The 20552-nt window shown below is 60.4% G+C and carries 17 protein-coding genes and 1 pseudogene; 9 read left to right on the forward strand and 9 right to left on the reverse strand.

Going from position 1 to position 20552, the window contains the following annotated elements:
- The 4 genes from QF043_RS07075 to QF043_RS07090 all read left to right on the forward strand — a co-directional run bounded on the left by QF043_RS07075 (nucleotide 1) and on the right by QF043_RS07090 (nucleotide 3138).
- Complete coding sequence (locus QF043_RS07075) at nucleotides 1–729, forward strand: adenosylcobinamide-GDP ribazoletransferase (protein ID WP_307417969.1); 729 nt, start codon at nucleotides 1–3, stop codon at nucleotides 727–729.
- A gap of 42 nt (nucleotides 730–771) precedes the next feature.
- Nucleotides 772–1176, forward strand: coding sequence for a MarR family winged helix-turn-helix transcriptional regulator (locus tag QF043_RS07080; protein WP_017134898.1), 405 nt, complete (start codon nucleotides 772–774; stop codon nucleotides 1174–1176).
- Between the two features lie 64 nt (nucleotides 1177–1240).
- A complete protein-coding gene (locus tag QF043_RS07085; protein WP_307421322.1) occupies nucleotides 1241–2440 on the forward strand; it encodes an MFS transporter in 1200 nt (399 codons plus the stop codon).
- Between the two features lie 149 nt (nucleotides 2441–2589).
- A complete protein-coding gene (locus QF043_RS07090) occupies nucleotides 2590–3138 on the forward strand; it encodes a glutathione peroxidase (RefSeq protein WP_236370772.1) in 549 nt (182 codons plus the stop codon).
- 63 nt (nucleotides 3139–3201) lie between these two features.
- On the opposite strand, the gene QF043_RS07095 is transcribed toward QF043_RS07090, so the two are convergent.
- From QF043_RS07095 to QF043_RS07110, 4 genes are all read right to left on the reverse strand, one after another.
- Nucleotides 3202–4503, reverse strand: coding sequence for an OmpP1/FadL family transporter (locus QF043_RS07095; RefSeq protein ID WP_307417970.1), 1302 nt, complete (start codon nucleotides 4501–4503; stop codon nucleotides 3202–3204).
- 146 nt (nucleotides 4504–4649) lie between these two features.
- A complete protein-coding gene (locus QF043_RS07100) occupies nucleotides 4650–5132 on the reverse strand; it encodes a hypothetical protein (RefSeq protein WP_056861447.1) in 483 nt (160 codons plus the stop codon).
- 281 nt (nucleotides 5133–5413) lie between these two features.
- Complete coding sequence (locus QF043_RS07105) at nucleotides 5414–5638, reverse strand: hypothetical protein (protein ID WP_005790139.1); 225 nt, start codon at nucleotides 5636–5638, stop codon at nucleotides 5414–5416.
- 442 nt (nucleotides 5639–6080) lie between these two features.
- Nucleotides 6081–6386: a hypothetical protein gene (locus QF043_RS07110; protein WP_138814463.1), complete on the reverse strand. Its 306-nt coding sequence runs from the start codon at nucleotides 6384–6386 to the stop codon at nucleotides 6081–6083.
- A gap of 461 nt (nucleotides 6387–6847) precedes the next feature.
- On the opposite strand from QF043_RS07110, the gene QF043_RS07115 reads away from it, so the two are divergent.
- Nucleotides 6848–7171: a sel1 repeat family protein gene (locus QF043_RS07115; protein ID WP_307417971.1), complete on the forward strand. Its 324-nt coding sequence runs from the start codon at nucleotides 6848–6850 to the stop codon at nucleotides 7169–7171.
- A gap of 175 nt (nucleotides 7172–7346) precedes the next feature.
- A complete protein-coding gene (gene rmuC / locus QF043_RS07120; protein WP_307421324.1) occupies nucleotides 7347–8711 on the forward strand; it encodes a DNA recombination protein RmuC in 1365 nt (454 codons plus the stop codon).
- 119 nt (nucleotides 8712–8830) lie between these two features.
- Here rmuC and QF043_RS07125 read toward each other — a convergent pair whose 3' ends face one another.
- The 3 genes from QF043_RS07125 to QF043_RS07135 all read right to left on the reverse strand — a co-directional run bounded on the left by QF043_RS07125 (nucleotide 8831) and on the right by QF043_RS07135 (nucleotide 13953).
- Nucleotides 8831–12301 carry a PAS domain-containing hybrid sensor histidine kinase/response regulator gene (locus QF043_RS07125; protein ID WP_307417972.1) on the reverse strand — a complete coding sequence of 1157 codons (3471 nt, stop codon included), beginning with the start codon at nucleotides 12299–12301 and terminating at the stop codon, nucleotides 8831–8833.
- Between the two features lie 660 nt (nucleotides 12302–12961).
- Nucleotides 12962–13354, reverse strand: a complete 393-nt coding sequence (locus tag QF043_RS07130) for a YbaN family protein (RefSeq protein ID WP_307417973.1) — start codon at nucleotides 13352–13354, stop codon at nucleotides 12962–12964.
- Between the two features lie 11 nt (nucleotides 13355–13365).
- Nucleotides 13366–13953: a YecA family protein gene (locus tag QF043_RS07135; RefSeq protein ID WP_017134909.1), complete on the reverse strand. Its 588-nt coding sequence runs from the start codon at nucleotides 13951–13953 to the stop codon at nucleotides 13366–13368.
- Between the two features lie 276 nt (nucleotides 13954–14229).
- Here QF043_RS07135 and recQ point away from each other — a divergent pair, with 276 nt between their 5' ends.
- Both recQ and QF043_RS07145 read left to right on the forward strand, forming a co-directional pair.
- A complete protein-coding gene (gene recQ, locus QF043_RS07140; RefSeq protein WP_307417974.1) occupies nucleotides 14230–16359 on the forward strand; it encodes a DNA helicase RecQ in 2130 nt (709 codons plus the stop codon).
- 121 nt (nucleotides 16360–16480) lie between these two features.
- Entirely contained in the window at nucleotides 16481–16915 is a 435-nt protein-coding gene (locus tag QF043_RS07145; RefSeq protein ID WP_056861440.1) for a MarR family transcriptional regulator, read from the forward strand.
- A gap of 163 nt (nucleotides 16916–17078) precedes the next feature.
- Here the strand turns inward: QF043_RS07145 and QF043_RS07150 are convergent.
- A pseudogene (locus QF043_RS07150) lies at nucleotides 17079–19269 on the reverse strand (patatin-like phospholipase family protein).
- Between the two features lie 84 nt (nucleotides 19270–19353).
- On the opposite strand from QF043_RS07150, the gene QF043_RS07155 reads away from it, so the two are divergent.
- A complete protein-coding gene (locus QF043_RS07155) occupies nucleotides 19354–19641 on the forward strand; it encodes a SelT/SelW/SelH family protein (protein WP_017134913.1) in 288 nt (95 codons plus the stop codon).
- 3 nt (nucleotides 19642–19644) lie between these two features.
- Here QF043_RS07155 and QF043_RS07160 read toward each other — a convergent pair whose 3' ends face one another.
- Nucleotides 19645–20529: a DMT family transporter gene (locus tag QF043_RS07160; protein ID WP_122527505.1), complete on the reverse strand. Its 885-nt coding sequence runs from the start codon at nucleotides 20527–20529 to the stop codon at nucleotides 19645–19647.
- Nucleotides 20530–20552 lie beyond the last annotated feature (23 nt).

Consider the following 20552-nt stretch of genomic DNA (forward strand, 5'->3'; position numbering starts at 1 on the left):
ATGCTGCCATTCTGGATCGCCCTGCAATTTCTCAGCAGCCTGCCGATTCGTTTGCCGGGCATGCCGCAGCCACAGGAATTGGGGCGTTCGCTGCTGTTTTATCCCGTGGTCGGGCTGTTGTTCGGCGTGCTGTTATGGGCGCTCAACAGCGTATTGATGGGCGCGCCGTTGTTGCTGCATGCCGCCTTATTGCTGACGGCGTGGGTGTTGCTTAGCGGTGGCCTGCACTTGGACGGCCTGGCGGACAGCGCCGATGCCTGGCTCGGTGGTTTCGGCGACCGCGAGCGCACCCTGACCATCATGAAAGACCCCCGCAGCGGGCCGATTGCCGTGGTCACCCTGGGTTTGGTGCTGTTGCTCAAGTTCACCGCGCTGGTGGCGCTGATCGAGCAACAAAATGGCGCTGCATTGATCCTGGCGCCGTTGATCGGGCGCGCTTCGATGTTGGCGCTGTTCCTAACGACACGCTACGTGCGTGCAGGCGGTTTGGGTCAGGCGCTGTCGGACCATTTACCGCGGGTTGTCGGCCAACAGGTACTGATCCTCAGTGGCCTGGCCTGCATCCTGATCGGCGGTTTCAGCGGTGGCCTGGCTGTTTTGCTGGCGGCGCTGTGTTTTATCGGTCTGCGCCACTTGATGGTCAACCGGTTGGGCGGCACCACCGGCGACACAGCCGGTGCGTTGCTGGAGCTGCTGGAAGTCGCGGTATTGATCGGTTTGGCTCTGTAACACCTTCTTGCATTTCCTTAATCGCGGGTATATACACGTTCCATGCTTGCCTCCCAATGTTTATGCACCAACCTGCGACGTGCCGCCCGTGGCGTCAGCAGGCATTACGACGGCGCTCTCGACGGCTTCGGGATCAACGTCGCCCAGTATTCTTTGCTGTGCAACTTGCAGCGTCTCGACCAACCGAGCATCTCCAGCCTGGCCGACGCCATGGGCCTGGATCGCAGCACCCTGGGGCGCAACTTGCGGGTGCTGGAAGGTGAAGGCCTGGTGCAGTTGGTCGAGGGTGATGACCTGCGCAACCGCCTGGTGCTGTTGACGCAAGCCGGCGAAGAGCGGCTGGCGGCGGCGTTACCGGCGTGGGAAGCGGCGCAACAAAAATTGATTGATCAGTTAGGCGCCGAAAAGCGCGAAACCTTGTTGGCCTTGCTGGATGAACTCGCCTGAGCGCGGGTTTGTTCGACTACAAGCGGGTATATACCCGCGAGCGGAGAATAAGAACATGACCTCGATGTGGCGCACCAGTGGTTGGATCCTTGTGGGGAGTGCGCTGATCCTGGCGTTGTCCTTGGGCGTGCGGCATGGCTTTGGCCTGTTCCTGGCGCCGATGAGCAACGAATTTGGCTGGGGGCGTGAGACGTTTGCCTTCGCCATCGCCTTGCAGAACTTGATCTGGGGCTTGGCGCAGCCGTTTACCGGCGCCCTGGCCGATCGTTTTGGCGCGACCAAAGCGGTGTTTGTCGGCGGCGTGCTGTACGCCGTGGGCCTGGTGTTGATGGGTATGTCCGATTCGGCGTGGTCATTGTCGTTGAGTGCCGGCTTGCTGATTGGTATCGGCCTGTCGGGCACCTCGTTTTCGGTGATCCTCGGCGTGGTGGGCCGCGCGGTACCGCCGGAAAAACGCAGCATGGCCATGGGTATCGCCAGCGCCGCAGGCTCGTTCGGCCAGTTCGCCATGGTGCCCGGCACCTTGGGTTTGATCGGCTGGCTGGGCTGGTCGGCCGCCCTGTTGGCACTGGGCTTGATGGTGGCGCTGATTCTGCCGCTGGTGGCGATGCTCAAAGACAAGCCGCTGCCGGTGGTGACTGGCCAGCAAACCTTGCGCGAAGCCTTGCAGGAAGCCTGTTCCCATTCCGGTTTCTGGTTGCTGGCATTCGGTTTCTTTGTTTGCGGTTTCCAAGTGGTGTTTATCGGTGTGCACCTGCCGGCGTATCTGGTCGACCAGCACTTGCCCGCCACGGTGGGCACCACGGTGCTGGCTTTGATCGGTCTGTTTAATGTGTTCGGCACCTACACTGCCGGCTGGCTTGGCGGGCGCATGTCCAAGCCGCGCTTGCTCACCGGCCTGTACCTGCTGCGTGCGGTGGTCATCGTGTTGTTCCTGTGGGCGCCGGTGACGGAAGTCACGGCCTACCTGTTTGGCATGGCCATGGGCTTTTTGTGGCTGTCCACGGTGCCGCTGACCAACGGCACCGTCGCAACCTTGTTTGGTGTGCGAAACCTCTCGATGCTCGGTGGGATCGTGTTCCTGTTCCACCAACTCGGGTCGTTCCTTGGCGGCTGGTTGGGCGGGGTGGTCTATGATCGAACCGGCAACTACGATTTGATCTGGCAGGTGGCGATTCTGCTCAGCCTGCTCGCCGCCGCGCTGAACTGGCCGGTGCGCGAGCGGCCGGTGGCGCGCTTGCAGGCGCAGATGGAGGCGGCATGAGTGTGACGGCACGGTGTTTGACGGTAGCGGCGCTGGTCGTGCTGATGCTGCTGGCCTGGTGGGGCTGGCAGCGTGGTGGGCTGGCGTTGATGCAACTGGGTATGTCGATCTGTTAAGTTCGTGGTCTGGAAATGTTAAGGACTCACGACATGCAGATGCGCTGGCTTGCAGTACCCGTCCTGATGGCCATTGGCAGTGTAGCCATGGCCGCCAATTGCCCGCCGTTGCTTGAGGGCCAATTGCCCAAGCTGCGCGCCAAGGAATCCATCGATCTGTGCCAGCGCTTTGCCGGCAAACCCCTGGTGATCGTCAACACCGCCAGCTTCTGCGGCTTCGCGCCGCAGTTCAAAGGCCTCGAAGCCTTGTACCAGCGCTACAAGGGCCAGGGGCTGGAAGTGATTGGCGTGCCGTCCGATGACTTCAAACAGGAAGCCAAGACCGGTGAAGAGACTGCCAAAGTCTGTTACGTGAATTACGGCGTGACCTTCACCATGACCGAGCCGCAAAAAGTCAAAGGACCGGACGCGGTGCACCTGTTCAAGGTACTGGCACAACAGACCAGCGCGCCAAAGTGGAATTTCTACAAGTACGTGGTCGATCGCCAGGGCAAGGTGATTGCCAATTTCTCCAGTTTGACCAAGCCGGACAGCCCGGACTTGATCAAGGCAGTGGAAGAAGCATTGGCGTCCAAACCCTGATCGTCGGCCATTAAAAAGCCCCGCCTCCTGTGCAGGAGGGCGGGGCTTTTTATACAGCTTGAATCAGAACTTGTACGTCATGCCCAGGCCGAAGCCGTTGGCGCTGTTTTCGTACTTGGACGCATAGGTCTGGCCCAGCGCGTTCTGCTTGTTGACCTTGACCGGCTCTTCCTTGAGGTAGGAGTACGCCAGGTCGATGGTCATGTTATCCATCACTGCGTAGCCCAGGCCAACGCTGAAGATGGTCCGGTCACCGGTAGGAATACGCGGCGAACGGTCAGTGTTGTTGGTAGGCGACTGGTCGAAGGTCAGACCGGTACGCAGTACCACTTGTTTGGTGACCTGGTACGAAGTACCGATAGCATAGGCCCAGGTGTCGTGCCAGTTTTGCGGCTCTTTGATCTGGCCGACGATCTGAGGTGCGAGCGCACCGCCTGCACGGGTCACGCCTTCGTTGTTGACGGTAATGTCTTTCAGGCGGCTCCAGCGTGTCCAGGTTGCACCGCCGTATAATTTCCAGTCGCTGCTCAGGTCTTGAGTGACCGAGGCGTCCCAGGATTCAGGGGTGTCAACTTTCAGCGACGCGTCGTAACGACCGGCACCCAGGTAGGCAGCTGGAACGCCGGTGCCTGGAGTAACCTCTGTATGGCCTTCAAGCTTGTATTTCACTTTCGAGTGATACGTCAGGCCCACGCGGGTGGTGTCGGTGGCTTGCACCAGGATACCGGCGTTGAAGCCCAGGGCAGTGTCGTCGCCTTTGACTTTGACTTTGTTGTCACCCGTGCCTGCGAGGCCAGGCAATGGCAGCAAACCCAGATTTGGCTGCGACTCAAGCGTGCCGGAGATGCGGTTGATGGTCGGGCCAAAACCGATCGACACTTTGTCGTTGAAGGCGTAGCTCACAGTCGGCTGGAAGGTGATGACCGCCACTTCACTTTTGTTGCCGAATGGTCGGCCTTGGAAGCCGCGTTCATAGTCAGTCTTCAAGCCGAACGGCGCATAAACGCCAAAGCCGATTGCCCACTGGTCGTTTAGTTTGTTGGTGTAGAAACCAAAAGGGACGGCGGTAAACGGCACCATGTCGCCTTTGTTGCTGCCGCGTGAGCGACCGCTGGCGTCCTTGATGTCGGTAGAAGCGTCAATGGCTGCTACACCACCGGTGATTTGCTGGCCTTCAAGGCGAGCCATACCGGCAGGGTTACCATAGACAGTGCTGGCGTTATCGGCAGAAGAAGAACGGCCTGCGAAACCCGTGCCCATACCCGCGACGTCTTGCTCGTTGAGGGCAAAGCCGCTCGCGAACAGTTGGGTGGAGGCCATTGCAACGGCGAGGCTAAGTGTGGTCTTGAGCATTACTTTTTTCATTATTAGAACTCCGTGGTGATCACCGCTGCGGAAAGTAACAATAAATTTAAGTTAGCGCTATAGGCTGTAATGCAGGAGATAGAGCGGTTTTGTAGGACAATCCGACCAAAATCAACGTTTTTAGCCGAACCTTGCAAAACGCCTGATCAACAAGTGACCTGATTCATGGGTGAAACACAGGTTTGCCAGGCTTGGGTGAAATCCCGCAGCCGCCCTTGAGGGTGAAATATTTCTTTCCAGATACGCGCCATGGCCAGTACATCGCCCGGCGCCGGCAGGGCAGGGCTGTGTTGCTCAACCAGCAGCCAGGCAATTGCGGTTGCATAGCGCAGGTTGACGGTCAGCTCAAGCTGGGGCGCACTGAGGAATGCGTGCTGGCTGGCCAGGCCGCGTACCAGGCTGGCGCGCTCGGGATCGCGCGCCAGGTAGTGGTCCCAAAGTGCGCGGTGGCGCGGTTCGGTGATGCTGTACAGGCCGTGGCCACGGCGGTCGTGCAGGGCGGAGCCGAGTTCCGACTGGCTGGCGGCAATGCCCAGCAGCAGGGCTTCGGCGGTCGCGTCATGGCGGCCGAGGTAAATCAACGTCGGTCGGATCACATAACGACACAATTCGCTGGCGGCGATACCCATACAAGCCTCGGTCCATGAAAGTGGTCGACGGTGCCTGAGAGGGGGGGGGGCTTGGCAGCTGTGAATCGGATCTCAGGCCCGTCGCAAGCGGATCATGCCGCTTGAGTTGAAGTGTAGTGTCATATTCACGATGTAAAGGACTGTTTTTAAAACATCTTCTTCATTTAGTTATAACGTTTATATCTATTTGAACTTAGTCAAAATGTTTCGATGCCAAATTTCAGGCAATAAAAAACCCTGCTTTTTAAACAGGGTTTTTGTGTTTCAGCGACTCGGGTCGATCAGGCAGTCAGTGCCTGACGGGTACGCTCGATCACGGCCTGCAGCGGCTCTGCGCTGGAGTATTGATCGGGGTACAGGCGTTCGCTGTGACGAGCGATGCCGTGTTCGTTGACCAGGGTGAAGCTGAAGCAGCCTTTGCGAGCGGCCATGATCAGGCAGTTCATTGGTGCAAAAGCGTTGGTGAGGGTGCGAATGGCATCCTGAGTATGGATTTGAGCGTTCATATTATTGGTGTTCCTACAAATGACACGGATAAGAACCGTGCAGCGTTAAAACGTTCCAGTAACGTTGATCACCATTGATCAAACGAAGAACCCGACTGGAACAAAGCAGCCAGTTTGAAGCGCTATTAAGTTGGCGCGCTTGGGCTGGCAGGTAGGTACTTAGGAGGGCAGGCAACACAACAGGGGCAAAGGTTCTGGGCCCAGGGTGAAGATCCTGATCAATTTGCAGGTTGGTTCGGTCAGAGTATTGAGACTTCGCGACACCCTTTGCATGTTCAAAGGCAGTGTCGTCGCAAGTGATACCTGGAAACCATCGAGGTGGTCGGTCCCGTGTTGTTCAGGGGATTGGTTCGACCAGAATTGACTTTCAGCTTGGTACTAACGCCGCGGATAGTAACGGATCGAATCCGGGAAGGGAAGCGGCTGAGCAAAAAAACTTTTATCAGCCGCCGAGCAAGCCACGATAGACCAGCACCGTCACGGCGGCGGCCAGCGAGCAACCCAGGCCGTAGGCCGCGAGGGTCAGGCGCCAGGAGCGGCCGGTCTCGATCACCTTCATCACGTCGCGCATGTCATTGATCCGGCCGTCTCCCAGCTCAATGCACAAGCTGACGGCAGTAAAGGCCGCTGATAACAGGATGGCGATGGCGAACAACGCGCCGTCAGGCGAGGGCAGCGCTGCATTGATGCCCAGTGAGGTCGCGCAGATGGCGAGCAGCAACACGGCAAACAACAGGATTCCTTTCATCAGCGCCTGCAGGAGAGTTACGTCGATGGGGGCATGAGTGTGGCGAGCCGAGGTGGATTTGAAAAGTCCTCTGTTCCTGCGGGCCGGTAACATTCCCAAGCGGGTTGAAGCAAAAAACGTCGGTGATATAACCAGTGGATGGGTACTTGTGCACATTAGTTGCGCGGTGTGTAACCACTCTGTCAATTGCCCGAAAGCGCCGTTGTTTGCCTGTATCGAAAATTTAAGTCAATGAAAAACATCACTTTTTTTTATTGGTGAAAAAATCGTCAGTTTGACTGCGGCCCCCGTTTCATGGGGCTTTGCGCGGGTTCAAGGTGGGTTGTCCACTGAGTTATCCACAGCTTCTGTGGATTGTCCCGAGCGCTTGCTCTAGAACGGGCGTGTAGGATTTTTCCAGCTTTACCTGCGCGAAAAAAAGAGTAGAGTGGCGCGCCTTCCAATCTGTCCCACAGTGCTTTATGAAGTTTCGCTCAGTATCATCTTCTGTTACCGACACCCCTCAAACTGTTACCGCACCCAAGCGCTTTTCGCTGAAGGTTGCCTTGTGGCTGCTCGACAGCCCGCGGTTGGGGCACAACGCCAACATCAAGCACTTCGCCGGGCGCCTGCTCAAGCAGCCGGCCCGCGATGGCGTCGTCGCCGCCCAAAGCCGCCTGGGCCAGTTGATGTGCCGCGAGTGCGGCAACGCCCGTGACCGCCGCATTGGCCACGACCTGCTGCGCCTGGCCGCCCGTGCCGGTGACCGCCGCGCCCTGCGCGAGCTGGGGCAGGTCGAAGACTGAGCTGTCCTCAAGCCCCGTGCTTGGTTAACCTTGCTCCTTTTCGGTAATGGCAGAAATGGCTATGGTTTTTGACTGGACCAGTATTGCCTTGGGTCTGGCGGGTGCAGCAGTGCCTTTATTGGCCCTGTGCTGGCAGATTCAACGACGACTGACCGCACGCATGACCGGCTGGGAGCTGCTCGAAGAGCGCCTGGCGACCGCGCAACTGGCCCAGGAAGGGCTGGCCGCGCAACTGGACGCCAGCCGCGATGAAATCAGCGACCTCAGCCAGGCCAATGCCGCGAAACAGGCCGACCTGGCCGCCATGCGCCGCGAAGTCGAACTGCTGCAGATCGACCGCGATAACGCCCGCGACGCCGCCCACGCCTGGAACCTCGACCGCAGCGCCAAGGAAACCGAGCTGCGCCGCCTCGATGCGCTGTCAGCCGCCTTGCGCGCCGAATTGCGTGAACAACAGGACAGCCATCAACACCGTCTTGCCGACCTGCAAGGTTCGCGCGATGAGCTGCGCGCGCAGTTTGCCGAGCTGGCCGGGAAGATCTTCGATGAGCGCGAGCAGCGTTTCGCCGAAACCAGTCAGGAACGCCTGGGCCAATTGCTTGACCCGTTGAAGGAACGTATCCAGTCCTTCGAAAAGCGGGTGGAAGAAAGCTATCAGAACGAAGCCCGCGAGCGTTTTTCCCTGGCCAAAGAGCTTGAGCGTCTGCAGCAATTGAACCTGCGCCTGTCGGATGAAGCCACCAACCTGACCCGCGCCCTCAAGGGCCAGAAAACCCAGGGTAACTGGGGCGAACTGATTCTTGAGCGGGTGCTGGAGCATGCCGGGCTGGAGAAGGGCCGCGAGTACCAGACCCAGGTGAGCCTCAAAGGGCCGGACGGCGAACGCTTCCAGCCGGATGTGCTGATCATGCTGCCGGGCGACAAGCAGGTGGTGGTCGACTCCAAGGTCAGCCTCACGGCCTATCAGCAATACGTCGCGGCGGAGGATGAGGTGATTGGCCAGGCGGCTCTCAAGCAGCATGTCTTGTCCCTGCGTAACCACGTCAAAGGCTTGGCCGGCAAGGATTACAAGCGCCTGGAAGGGCTGCACAGCCTGGATTTCGTATTGCTGTTCGTGCCCATCGAGGCCGCATTTTCCGCTGCCCTGCAGGCCGAGCCTAACCTGTTCCAGGAAGCGTTCGACCGCCATATCGTGATTGTCAGCCCCACTACCTTGCTCGCCACCTTGCGGGTGATCGACAGCCTGTGGAAGCAGGAACGCCAAAGCCAGAATGCGCGGGAAATCGCCGAACGGGCCGGCTGGCTGTACGACAAGTTCGTGCTGTTTATCCAGGACCTGGATGAAGTGGGCAACCGCCTGCAACAGTTGGATAAGGCTTACAGCGCAGCGCGTAACAAGCTGACAGATGGGCGTGGGAATCTGGTCAGCCGTACCGAGCAATTGCGGTTGCTGGGCGCGCGTGCGAGCAAAAGCCTGCCGGCGGATTTGCTCGAACGCGCAATGACCGATTCCGACGGTGTGGCGCATCTGCCTGAGTAAATGCAATCCGAAATGTGGGGGCTTGCTCGCGAATGCAGTGTGTCAGCCAGCACATTCGGTGACTGACACTGCGCATTCGCGGGCAAGCCCGCTCCCACATTTTTGACCGAGTACACTGTTTAAAGCGGCAAATGCCGACTCAACAACGCCCGCAACGCCGCCGGTTTTACCGGCTTGGCCAAGTAATCCAACCCCGCGGCATGTACCTCGGCGACCATCTCCGGTCGCCCATCGGCACTGATCACCACCCCGGGAATCGGCTCCGCCAACTGCGCCCGCAGCCAGCCCATCAGCTCCGTGCCCGTCTCGCCGTGGTCCAGGTGGTAATCCACCAACGCCAGTTGCGGGCGCACTCCCTCGGCCAGCAGTGCCGCACATTGCGCCTGGTCGGTGGCGGTCCACACTTCGCAGCCCCAGCGTGTCAGCAGGCTGCGCATGCCGATCAGGATGCTTTCTTCGTTGTCCACGCACAGCACCTGCGCGCCGCTTAATGGCAGCCCATTGTCTTGTGCGATCTTGACCTGGGGGCTGGCCTGGTTGCGCGCCAGCGGCACGCGCACGCTGAACACGCTGCCTTGGCCCGGCCACGAGCGCACGCTCAACGTATGCCCGAGCACGCGGCACAGGCCGTCGGCGATTGCCAGGCCCAGGCCCAGGCCTTTCTCGGCGCGGGTCTGGTGGCTGTCCAGACGCTTGAACTCTTCGAAGATGACCTTCTGTTTATCCAGCGGAATGCCAGGGCCACGGTCCCACACTTCCAGGCACAGTTCGCCCTTGCGCCTGCGCACGCCCAATAGCACGGGGCCGTCGGCATAGCGGAACGCGTTGGTGAGAAAGTTCTGCAGAATGCGCCTGAGCAACTTGATGTCGCTGTCCACCCGCAACCGGCTGCCGCGCAGGCGGAAACGCAGGCCCTGCTCCTGAGCCAGTGCCTTGAATTCGGCGCCGAGGGTGTCGAACAGCTCGTTGAGCACAAAGGGCTGGCGCTGCGGGTTGATCTTGCCGTTTTCCAGGCGTGAAATATCCAGCAGGTCGCTGATCAAGTCTTCGGCCGAGCGCAGCGAACTGTCCAAGTGCTGCACCAATTGCCGGGCCTCGGCAGACAAGCCGTCGTGCTGGTGGGAGAGGGCGGCGGAGAACAGGCGTGCGGCGTTCAACGGTTGCATCAGGTCGTGGCTGACAGCCGCAAGGAAGCGGGTCTTCGACTGGCTGGCGGATTCGGCCACGCCCTTGGCATCGGTCAGTGCAACATTGAGCTGAGACAGTTCATGGGTGCGCTCGGTTACCCGTTGCTCAAGGCCTTCGTTGGCTTCGGTCAGCGCCTGCTCGGCTTCACGGAACGCTGTGATGTCGGTAAAGCTCATGACAAACCCACCGCCAGGCATCGGGTTGCCGATCAGCTCGATCACGCGGCCATTCGGGAATAAACGCTCGGAAGTGTGCGCGCGGCCCTGGCGCATCCAGTGCAGGCGGCGGGCTACGTGCACTTGGGCTTCACCCGGCCCGCACAGGCCGCGCTCGGCGTTGTAGCGAATGATGTCGGCAATCGGCCGACCCACGCTGATCAGGCCTTCAGGGTAGTTGAACAGTTCCAGATAGCGGCGGTTCCAGGCCACCAGCTTGAGGGACTGGTCGACCACACTGATGCCCTGGGTGATGTTTTCGATCGCGCCTTGCAGCAACGCGCGGTTGAACTGCAACACCTCGGAGGCTTCGTCGGCGATGCGTACGACGTCCTCCAGCTGCATCTCCCGACCTTCAATCGCGGCTTTTACCACTGCGCGTGTCGACGAGGCGCCGAGCACACCGGCCAGCAAGCGTTCAGTGTGGGCAATCCAGTCGTTATCAGCGTTCTGGTTCGGGTTGAAGCCTTTGCCCTGACGATAGGCGAAACGGATAAAGCTCTGCTGGGCGCGTTCCTCGCCGACAAAACGTGCGGCGAGGCTGAGCAGGTCGCTGATCTGCACCGACAGCATCGAACGCGCATTGGCGCGCTGGCTGATTTCCTGGCCGATAAAGCGCCCGGCCTGCCAATGCTCGGACACCCGTGTGCGCGACAGCATCGACACCCACACGAACAGCGTGAAGTTGCCCGCCAGGGAAAACACAGTGCCCAGGGTCAGCGAGGTGACGGTGAAACCAAAGGGGTGCGAATGCATCCACGTCAGGCCGGGGAAAAGGCTCAACGACCAGCCCAGGCTTTTCGCCGTCACCGGTAGGACCAAGGTGTAGAACCACAGGAAAGTGCCTGCCGCCAAACCGGCAAACACGCCGCGTCGGTTGGCCTGCTTCCAATACAACGCGCCGAGCATCGCGGGCGCCAGTTGGGTAACGGCAGCGAACGCGATCTGGCCGATGGTCGCCAGGCTCGCGCTGGAGCCGAGCAGGCGGTAACTCACGTAGGCCAGCAACAGGATGATCACAATGCTGACCCGGCGCACCGACAGCATCCAGTGGCGGAATACTTCAAACGGCCGCTCGGCGCTGGAGCGGCGCAACAGCCACGGCAGCAACATGTCGTTGGAGACCATGGTCGACAAGGCAATACTCGCCACAATCACCATGCCGGTTGCCGCCGAGGCACCGCCGATAAACGCCAGCACGGCGAGGGCCGGGTGCGCTTCGGCCATGGGCAGGCTGATCACGTAGGAGTCCGGCAATACCGAGGCGGGCAAGAGCATTTTGCCGCCGAGGGCGATAGGGATGACGAACAGCGCGGCGAGGATCAGGTAGGCCGGGAACACCCACTTGGCCAGGCGCAAATCCTGCGGGTCGATGTTCTCTACCACCGTGACGTGAAACTGCCGGGGCAGGCAGATGATGGCCATCATCGCTACGCCGGTCTGCACCACCATTGACGGCCAGTTGACGGTTTCTGTCCAGTATTCTTCAAGGCGCGGGGCGAGCATGGCCTGGCTGAACAGATCGCCAAAACCGTCGTACAGGCCGAAGGTCACGAATGCGCCGACCGCCAGAAAGGCAAACAGCTTGACCAGGGATTCAAACGCAATCGCCAGCACCATGCCACGGTGGTGTTCGGTAGCATCGAGGTTGCGGGTACCGAACACAATGGTGAACAGCGCCAACACCAGTGACACGATCAACGCGGTGTCCTGGGCGCGGGTGCCGGTGGTGTCGGGGCCGGAGCCGATCAACAGGTTCACGCCCAGCACGATGCCTTTGAGTTGCAGGGCGATATAGGGCAGCACGCCGACCAGGCAGATCAACGCCACCACCACGGCCAGTGATTGGGATTTGCCGTAGCGTGCGGCGATAAAGTCGGCAATGGAGGTGATGTTTTCCTGCTTGCTGATCAGGATCATCTTTTGCAGCACCCAGGGTGCCAGCACCAGCAGCAGCACAGGTCCCAGGTAGATCGGTAAAAACGCCCACAGCTGCTCGGCGGCCTGGCCTACGGCGCCAAAGAAGGTCCAACTGGTGCAGTAAACGGCCAGCGACAGGCTGTATACCCAGGCACGCATTCGCGGCGGCAATGGCGCGTGGCGGCGATCACCGTAAAAGGCGATGGCGAACATAATGGCCATATAGGCCAGGGCAACGGCGGCGATCAGCCCGCTGGACAGCGTCATGGTAACTCCGAGCATAAGAACGCCCGGGCATTCCGAGCCCGGTGGGACAGTCTCGCATGATGCCGGGGGTTAGTCAGTGTCGACCAAGGTCGTGTGAGGGGGTGGGGGGGGGTACATATCCGTTGCTGCGGTAACGGCCACTTAGGGTTCCGCCCTTACGGCGGGTCACTTTTGTAAAGACCGGAATGCCGGCCCAGACAAAAGTAACCAAAAAGTCTTCGCCCCAACACTCGGTGCCTCGCTTAGGCTCGGCATGCCCGTAATCCGCCAGTGATTTGGGGGGGCGATTTCAGATCAAGATCAAGATCAAAAGCGCAGATCAAAAGACCGCTGACTTCGTCATCGAAAAGGATGTAAGGGCCAGAGCAACAGCAACAGCAACAGCAGAGCCATACTCGGTCAACTGTGGGAGCGGGCTTGCTCGCGAATGCGGTGTATCAGTGACAGATGAATTGACTGACCTACCGCATTCGCGAGCAAGCCCACACATTTAGACCGCGTTGCATCAGGTAAATAGGCTTTTGCCTTGCACTTTGGACTTTTGGCTGGGCCGGCATTCCGGGCGTTTGCCAAAAGTGACCCGCTGTAAAAGCGGAACCATAGGCCGCCGTTACCGCGGCAATGGATATACACGCCACCCGCCACCACGAAAAAACACGCTCACCGCCGCGGCAGGGTTTTCTGGCGCAAGATGTAGACGGTTACCAACACCGCACTGGTCAGCATAAACCCACGTGCCCAAGGCAGCGGCACCAGGTAGCAGGAAAACCCAATGCTCAGCCACATTAACCCAATGGCATACACCTTGCCCTTGAGCGGAATTCCATTGCCATCCAGATAGTCACGAATCCACGGCCCCAGGCGCGGATGTTCCACCAACCATTGGTAGAAACGCGGGGAGCTTCGAGCGAAGCAGGCAGCGGCGAGCAGGAGGAAGGGGGTGGTCGGCAATACCGGCAGGAAAATACCAATCACGCCCAGCGCTACGCTCAGCCAGCCGATGGCCAGCAGCACGTAGCGCAGGAGCAGTGAGCGGTTGCCCATGGGCGTCATGGGCAAACGACTCAGTGGTGACGTGGCTTGAGGATCGCCGGTTTTTCGTCAGGCGCGTTGCACAGCAGGTACAAGGCGGTGAGGGCTTCCGGAATCTGTACGATCATGTCGTCCATCAGGTTGGCGTCGGCGGCGATGTCGGAGAATTCCGGCTGGTCATCGAACAAGCCCGAACCGACCATGATCGGCAGCAGCATTTCGCTGACTTCTTCCTCGGCAGTTTCGAACCAGGCGGCTTCGCGCAGGAACACGCCTTCCATGAAGCCGATGCACCAGCCGCGCAGGTCGGAGTCATCCGGCTCTTCGCCAAGGTCCAGCTCGCATGGCAGCTCGAATTCCTCATCGGAAGCCAGTTGGCGACCAATGTGGGCCTTGAGGGCCAGCAGGGTCGATTCGATTTCCTCGCGTTGGGCGGCGTCGGCGTAGTGCGGTTCTTCGGCGAACAGCGCGTCGATCCATTCACGGTCGGGCACGACGTCGGCGCAAATCGACAGGGCGGTCAGGTAGCCGTGAGCGGCCACGTAGTCCAGCGCCTCGTCATGCAGCTCATCGGCGTCGAGGAAGGCTTGCAGGCGGGTTAGTTGCTCAGCGAAGGACATTGAAGGGCTACCTTGGGAATAAACGATGCGCAATTCTAGGCTTTCTTGAGCCTCCAGGCCAGCTGCAAGGCATATTTGCCGGGTTCTGGAGCGGGATGACTATTCGTCAGTGACGCCCTCTGCCGGGTAACGCTCGGGTATACTGCCGCGTTTTGTGATGCCCCTGCAGGCCAAACGCCAATCCGCGAAAACTTCGCTTACGGATTATTTCCCGTGAAGCGGTGTTTTTTCGGCCAGCCTGTACAGAGGGATTTCGGCACCATTTTGGAGTTTTACATGCTCGAGCAGGCTCAACGCGTCCTCAAGGACATCTTCGGCTACGACAGTTTTCGTGGCCGCCAGGGTGCGATCATTGAGCGCGTGGCCAGTGGTGGTGATGCCCTGGTCCTGATGCCTACCGGTGGCGGCAAGTCGCTGTGCTTCCAGGTACCGGCGTTGTTGCGCAATGGCTTGGCCGTGGTGGTGTCGCCGCTGATCGCGTTGATGGACGATCAGGTCGCCACCCTGGAAGAACTCGGTGTCGCCGCCGCTTCCTTGAACTCCACCTTGAGTGCCGAGCAGCAGCGCGAGCTGGCTGCGCGCATCAAGCGCGGTGAAGTGAAAATGCTCTACCTGGCGCCTGAACGGTTGGTGCAGCCGCGCATGCTGGCCTTCCTGCAAAGCCTGGAAATTGCACTGTTCGCCATCGACGAAGCCCACTGTGTGTCGCAATGGGGCCACGATTTCCGTCGCGAATACCTGCAGCTGGGCCAACTGGCGGAACTGTTCCCCGACGTGCCGCGCATCGCCCTGACCGCCACCGCCGATAAACGCACCCGCGAAGAAATCGTCGAGCGCCTGCATCTGCAAAACGCCGAACGCTTTCTGTCGAGCTTCGACCGGCCGAATATTTTTTACCGCATCGTGCCCAAGGAACAGCCGCGCAAACAGTTGCTGGCGTTCCTGTCCGAGCGACGCAGCGACGCAGGCATCGTGTATTGCCTGTCGCGCAAGAAGGTCGATGAAGTGGCTGCGTTTCTCTGCGAGCAAGGCTACCCGGCGCTGCCGTATCACGCGGGCCTGCCCAATGACACACGCTCTGCCCACCAGAAGCGCTTCCTCAACGAGGAAGGCCTGATCATGGTGGCGACCATCGCGTTCGGCATGGGCATCGACAAATCCAACGTGCGCTTTGTTGCGCATATGGACCTGCCAAAATCCCTTGAGGCCTACTACCAGGAAACCGGTCGCGCCGGCCGTGATGGCCTGCCGGCGGATGCCTGGATGGTCTACGGCCTGCAAGACGTGGTGATGCTCAAGCAGATGCTGCAGAACTCCGAAGGCGACGAGCGGCACAAGCGCCTGGAACAACACAAGCTCGATGCCATGCTTTCGCTGTGCGAGGAGACCCGCTGCCGCCGTCAGACGCTGCTGGCGTATTTCGACGAGGACATGCCCGAGCCATGCGGGCACTGCGATAACTGCACCGATGGCGTACAGACCTGGGATGCTACCGAGCCGGCGCGCCAGGCGTTGTCGACCATCTACCGTACCGGCCAGCGCTACGGCGTGGGGCATCTGGTGGACGTATTGCTGGGCAAGGACAACGAGAAAGTGCGCAGCTTCGGCCACGAAAAACTCTCGGTGTACGGCGTCGGCAAGGCGCGCGCCGAAGGCGAATGGCGTTCGTTGTTCCGGCAGATGGTCGCGCGCAATCTGGTGGACATCGACATCGAAGGTTACGGCGGCCTGCGCCTGAACGACAGTTGCCGGCCCTTGCTCAAGGGCGAGGTGAGCCTGGAGCTGCGCCGCGACCTTAAGCCGCAGACCACCGCCAAAAGCAGCAGCACCAGCCCGGCCAGCCAGTTGGTGCGCTTTGAGGAGCGCGAACAGTGGGAAGCCTTGCGCACCCTGCGGCGCAAACTGGCGCAGGAACACAGTGTGCCGCCTTACGTCATCTTCCCCGACTCCACCTTGCTGGAGATGCTGCGCGAGCAGCCGACCAGCATGGCCGAGATGGCCAAGGTCAGCGGCGTCGGTGCGCGCAAGCTGGAACGCTACGGCCAGGCCTTCCTCGAAGTGCTCGGTGGCCAGGCCGAGGCGCCGAAGGAAGTCGCCGATATCCGCCATGAGCTGATCAGCCTGGCACGTGCCGGCATGACTCCGATCCAGATCGCCGGCCAGCTGCAATGCTCGGAAAAAAACGTCTACACCTTGCTGGCTGAATCCATCGGCAAGCAGCAGTTGTCGTTGGAGCAGGCGCTTGATTTACCGGAAGATCTGCTCGGTGAAATCCAGGATGCCTTCCTCGACGGAGAAGGCGAATTGCCACCGGTTACGGAGATTGCGCCGCTGTTTACCGGGCGCGTGCCTGAAGGTGTTTTGTATTGCGTACGTGCCGCTTTGCAGTCTGAATTCGAAATTTAGTGTGCCAATTACGACAATGTAACGAATCAGTCCATAGCGCCACTTGCCTCCTGGCATGGCTCATGCTTAGCTGACTAATAATTAGCCACATTTTATTTTCAGTCTAAACCATGAGTTTTTTATGCCGTTAACCGAACAACACCGCTTTGGCATGCAGTTGGCGCAAATGTCCCGAGGCTGGCGCGCCGAACTGGACCGCCGTTTGGCGGGGCTGGGTTTGTCCCAGGCGCGTTGGCTGGTGCTGTTGCATCTGGCCCGTTTTGTCGATGCACCCACCCAGCGTGAGCTGGCGCAAAGCGTCGGCGTAGAAGGTCCGACGCTGGCACGCCTGCTCGACAGCCTGGAAGGCCAAGGCCTGGTGCAGCGCCAGGCGGTGCTGGAAGACCGTCGCGCCAAACGCATCCTGCTGTGCGACACCGCCCGCCCGTTGATCGATCAGATCGAAACCATCGCCACGGCCTTGCGCCATGAGCTGTTTGTGGGCGTGGATGAAGACGATTTGCGTGTGTGCATGCGCGTGCATGGGCACATTCTGGCGAACCTGGAAAAGTCCTGAAGCAGAAGGGCTTGTTGTGGCGAGGGAGCTTGCTCCCGCTGGGCTGCATAGCAGCCCCAAAGCCATCCACCTCGCTGCGCCTGCTTAATTGCATAAACCGCATTGGGGGCGCTTCGCACCCCAGCGGGAGCAAGCTCCCTCGCCACATTAGCCTGGCATCCCGCTAGAACGTCTGCCCGAGGTTCAGGTACACCGCCTGCTGCTTGTCATCATTGAACCCATAGCTGAAGTTCAGCGGCCCCAACGGCGTATCAAAGCCGAGGAAAATACTCGCCGCGTTGATATAGCCACTGTCGAACTGATTGTCGTTGTTCCACGCCCGGCCGCGCTCCAGCGAAGCCCCCAGGTACAGTGGGAAATCCAGCGGCAGGTACGAGCGCGGCGTCAGGCGCCGGTAGTACACGGCGCGCATGAGGGCGATGTTCTGCCCCGAGATTGAATCTTCACGGAAGCCCGATAATTGCCGCGCACCGCCGAGCAGGAAGCTGGAAACCACCACGTCGGATTTATCCAGGGTACGGCCATAACGACCGCCGAGTATCAAGGTGTCCGGGCCGTGGCTCATGGCTTTGTCCAACTTGAACTCCCACTGTCGGTAGCGCTGGTCCGAACCCAGCCCGGGTTCGAACTCGCGGAAGGCCAGGCCGATGTCTTCGCCAGAGTGGGGGAAGTACACGTTATCCAGTGAGTCGAACGAGTACTTGAGCTCATAAAAACCCTCGTTGAAGCTGACACTGGGCAAATCGCGCTCGCCAATGCGCACATCTGCCTTGCCCCAGGCTTCACCAACGCCAAAGCGGATCTCGCCGCTGTTGCCGATCTGGCGCCCCACGTTCAAACCAAAACCGTAGCGCTCCAGGCGGTATTCGGCGATAGGGTCGCTGTCCAGCACCAGGTCAACGTTCTGCGCCTGGGCACTGATATAGGGGGCGACGAAGTAGCGTGAACCCACATCCAGTGGCTGGTAGAACTCGCTGTACAGCTCTTGGCGATCCCCAATCTGCACGCGTGTCAGCCATTCGGCGCCGAGGCGGTTGATGCCGTTCATGCGGTAACTGGCGCCGAGGTTGTAGGCGCTTTCGCCGCGCATGTCATCCGACAGGCTCAGGCCCAGGCGCAAATAGTCGGTGCCGCTGCGTTTGCCGCGCGCGCTGATGACCAGGGTATTGTCCTGGCCCTTTTTCACCACGCGGTATTGCACCTGCTCGAAGTAATCCAGGCCATACAACGTGCCCATATCGGTTTGCAGGCGGCCCAGGTTCAGCGGCTCGCCCAGGGTCTGGCGGATGTAGTAGCGGATCACGTCGTCACTGACTTTCGAGTCGTTTTCCACCTTGATGGCGGTGATCACCGGCGTGCGTTCACCCGGGGTGCGGGGCCTCCACCAATTGCGCGTCGATCGGTTCGGCGGGGCGCAGATGTGCCAGGCGCACGTCGAGGGCGCGGGTGGCGCGGTAGCCGGCGTCAATCATGTCTTTGGCGCGGCCGAAGTCGGTCACGCCGTAGGCGGCCAGAGGCGGCTGGATCAACACATCCTTGGGATGCAGGGCCTTGAGTTGCTCTTCGGAGTTGCGCCGGGTCATCAGGGTGATGGACTGGTTGAGCACATCCACCACAGTGGCCAGTTGCTTGCGTGAGCGCAGCGGCGTGCCGATGTCTACGACGATGGCGATATCGACGCCCATTTCGCGCGCCACATCCAGTGGGATGTTGTCGGTCATGCCGCCGTCCACCAGCAGTCGCCCGTCCAGCTCAACCGGGGCGAACACTGCCGGAATCGACATGCTGGCACGGATGACCTGGGGCAAGTGACCCTTGCTGAACACCACTTTTTCGCCGGTGGTGATGTCGGTGGCCACAGCGCGGAACGGGATTGGCAGCTTGTCGAAATTACGCGTATTGCTGGAGTGGGCGAACATGCTTTCCAGCAACAGCGCCAGGTTCTGGCCCTGGATCACGCCGAGCGGCAGGCCGAGGCTGCCATCATCGCGGAAGCTGAGCTTCTGTTTGACGAGGAAGTCGCGGTCATCCTGTTTGCGCCGAAACGGCACGTCTTCGCGTGGCGGGGCATCGGACAATGCCTGTTGCCAGTCGATATTCAGCGCGAGCTTTTCCAGTTCATCGATCTTGTAGCCCGAGGCATACAGGCCGCCAATCACTGCGCCCATGCTGGTGCCGGCGATAGCATCGATATGGATACCTTGCTCCTCCAGAGCCTTGAGCACGCCAATATGCGCGAGGCCACGGGCGGCACCGCCGGACAGCACCAGGCCGATCTTGGGGCGTGGGCTTTCGACGGCATCGGCGATCAGGGGAAGCAGGCACAGAAACAGGCAGGACAACAGGCGGCGCATCATGAATCTCGAGGCTGGGCGATAAAGGCCGGTATTATAGTCGCTCGATCGTCCGTGCCCGTTATGTCAGGAACTTCTCAAATTATGTCTGCCAGCAAACCCGAGATCGTCATCACCTATTGCACCCAATGCCAATGGCTGTTGCGCGCCGCGTGGCTGGCCCAGGAATTGTTGAGTACATTTGCCGATGACCTGGGCCGGGTGGCGCTGGAGCCGGCCACCGGCGGGGCGTTTCGCATCACCTGCGACGGCGTGCAGATCTGGGAGCGCAAGGCCGACGGCGGGTTTCCGGAGGCTAAGGTGCTCAAGCAGCGCGTGCGCGACCAGATCGACCCACAGCGCGACCTGGGGCACAACGACCGCAAGGCCTGAGGGCTACGCGGTGGCTGCCGGCTGTTTGGCCTGGCTGGCGCTGCCCATCAAGCCTGAGAGCACGATGGCGACGATGATCAGCGCGCCGCCCAGCAGCATGCGCAAGGTCGGGGTTTCGGCGAACAGCAGCCACGCCGCGGTGATGCCATAGACCGGCTCCATGGCGAACACCACGGACGCGGTACGCGCCTTGATCACCGCGAGGCTGGCGACAAACAAGCTATGGGCCAGGCCGGTACAGAACACGCCGAGCAGCCCGATCCACAGCCAGTCAATCCCTCGCACATCCGCCAGGCCCGGCGCTGCTACTGGCAGCAGGCAGGCTGCGACCACCACGTTCTGGCACAGCGCGGCCTGCACCGCGGGAATGCGCCCGGAGCTGGCGCGGTTGTTCAGCGACAGCAGCGAGAACAACAGGCCCGAGAGAATCCCCCATAACAGGCCCCCCGTGGCCTGGCTGGCGAGGTCGAAGTCTGGCGTCACCAACACCAGGCCCACCGTGACCAGCGCCACCAGCAGCACTTCGTTGGCGCGGATGCGCTCGCGGAAGATCAGCCCTTCAAGTATCACGGTAAAGGCCGGGAACGCAGTGAAGCCGAGGGTGGCGACGGCCACCCCGGCGACTTTGACGGCAATGAAGAAGGTCACCCAATGTGCCGCCAATAGCACGCCGCTGACAACGAGGCGGCGCCAGTCGCGCATCTCCAGGGTTTTCCAGGTGGTGTTGCTGGCAAATCGCGCAAAAATTGCCAGGGCGATTACGGCAAAGGCGGCGCGGCCAAACACAATGATGGCCGGCGAGGCGGCCGCCAGTTTGCCGAAAACACCGGTGAGGCCAAACATCAGTGCGCCGATATGCAGGGCGCCAAGGGCTGAACGGGGAGTCATTGCGTTCCTTGAACCAACGGGGG

The organism is Pseudomonas sp. W3I7 (assembly GCF_030816095.1).
Lineage (GTDB): Bacteria > Pseudomonadota > Gammaproteobacteria > Pseudomonadales > Pseudomonadaceae > Aquipseudomonas > Aquipseudomonas salomonii.

Coding starts and splice junctions, on each gene's coding strand:
- QF043_RS07130 (WP_307417973.1), bottom strand. CDS start 13,354: ATGACGCCCATGGGCAACCGCTCACTGCTCCTGCGCTACGTGCTGCTG.
- QF043_RS07090 (WP_236370772.1), top strand. CDS start 2,590: ATGCAGATGCGCTGGCTTGCAGTACCCGTCCTGATGGCCATTGGCAGT.
- QF043_RS07100 (WP_056861447.1), bottom strand. CDS start 5,132: ATGGGTATCGCCGCCAGCGAATTGTGTCGTTATGTGATCCGACCGACG.
- QF043_RS07085 (WP_307421322.1), top strand. CDS start 1,241: ATGTGGCGCACCAGTGGTTGGATCCTTGTGGGGAGTGCGCTGATCCTG.
- QF043_RS07155 (WP_017134913.1), top strand. CDS start 19,354: ATGTCTGCCAGCAAACCCGAGATCGTCATCACCTATTGCACCCAATGC.
- QF043_RS07095 (WP_307417970.1), bottom strand. CDS start 4,503: ATGAAAAAAGTAATGCTCAAGACCACACTTAGCCTCGCCGTTGCAATG.
- QF043_RS07105 (WP_005790139.1), bottom strand. CDS start 5,638: ATGAACGCTCAAATCCATACTCAGGATGCCATTCGCACCCTCACCAAC.
- QF043_RS07075 (WP_307417969.1), top strand. CDS start 1: ATGCTGCCATTCTGGATCGCCCTGCAATTTCTCAGCAGCCTGCCGATT.
- recQ (WP_307417974.1), top strand. CDS start 14,230: ATGCTCGAGCAGGCTCAACGCGTCCTCAAGGACATCTTCGGCTACGAC.
- QF043_RS07115 (WP_307417971.1), top strand. CDS start 6,848: ATGAAGTTTCGCTCAGTATCATCTTCTGTTACCGACACCCCTCAAACT.
- QF043_RS07125 (WP_307417972.1), bottom strand. CDS start 12,301: ATGACGCTGTCCAGCGGGCTGATCGCCGCCGTTGCCCTGGCCTATATG.
- QF043_RS07160 (WP_122527505.1), bottom strand. CDS start 20,529: ATGACTCCCCGTTCAGCCCTTGGCGCCCTGCATATCGGCGCACTGATG.
- QF043_RS07135 (WP_017134909.1), bottom strand. CDS start 13,953: ATGTCCTTCGCTGAGCAACTAACCCGCCTGCAAGCCTTCCTCGACGCC.
- QF043_RS07110 (WP_138814463.1), bottom strand. CDS start 6,386: ATGAAAGGAATCCTGTTGTTTGCCGTGTTGCTGCTCGCCATCTGCGCG.
- QF043_RS07080 (WP_017134898.1), top strand. CDS start 772: ATGCTTGCCTCCCAATGTTTATGCACCAACCTGCGACGTGCCGCCCGT.
- QF043_RS07145 (WP_056861440.1), top strand. CDS start 16,481: ATGCCGTTAACCGAACAACACCGCTTTGGCATGCAGTTGGCGCAAATG.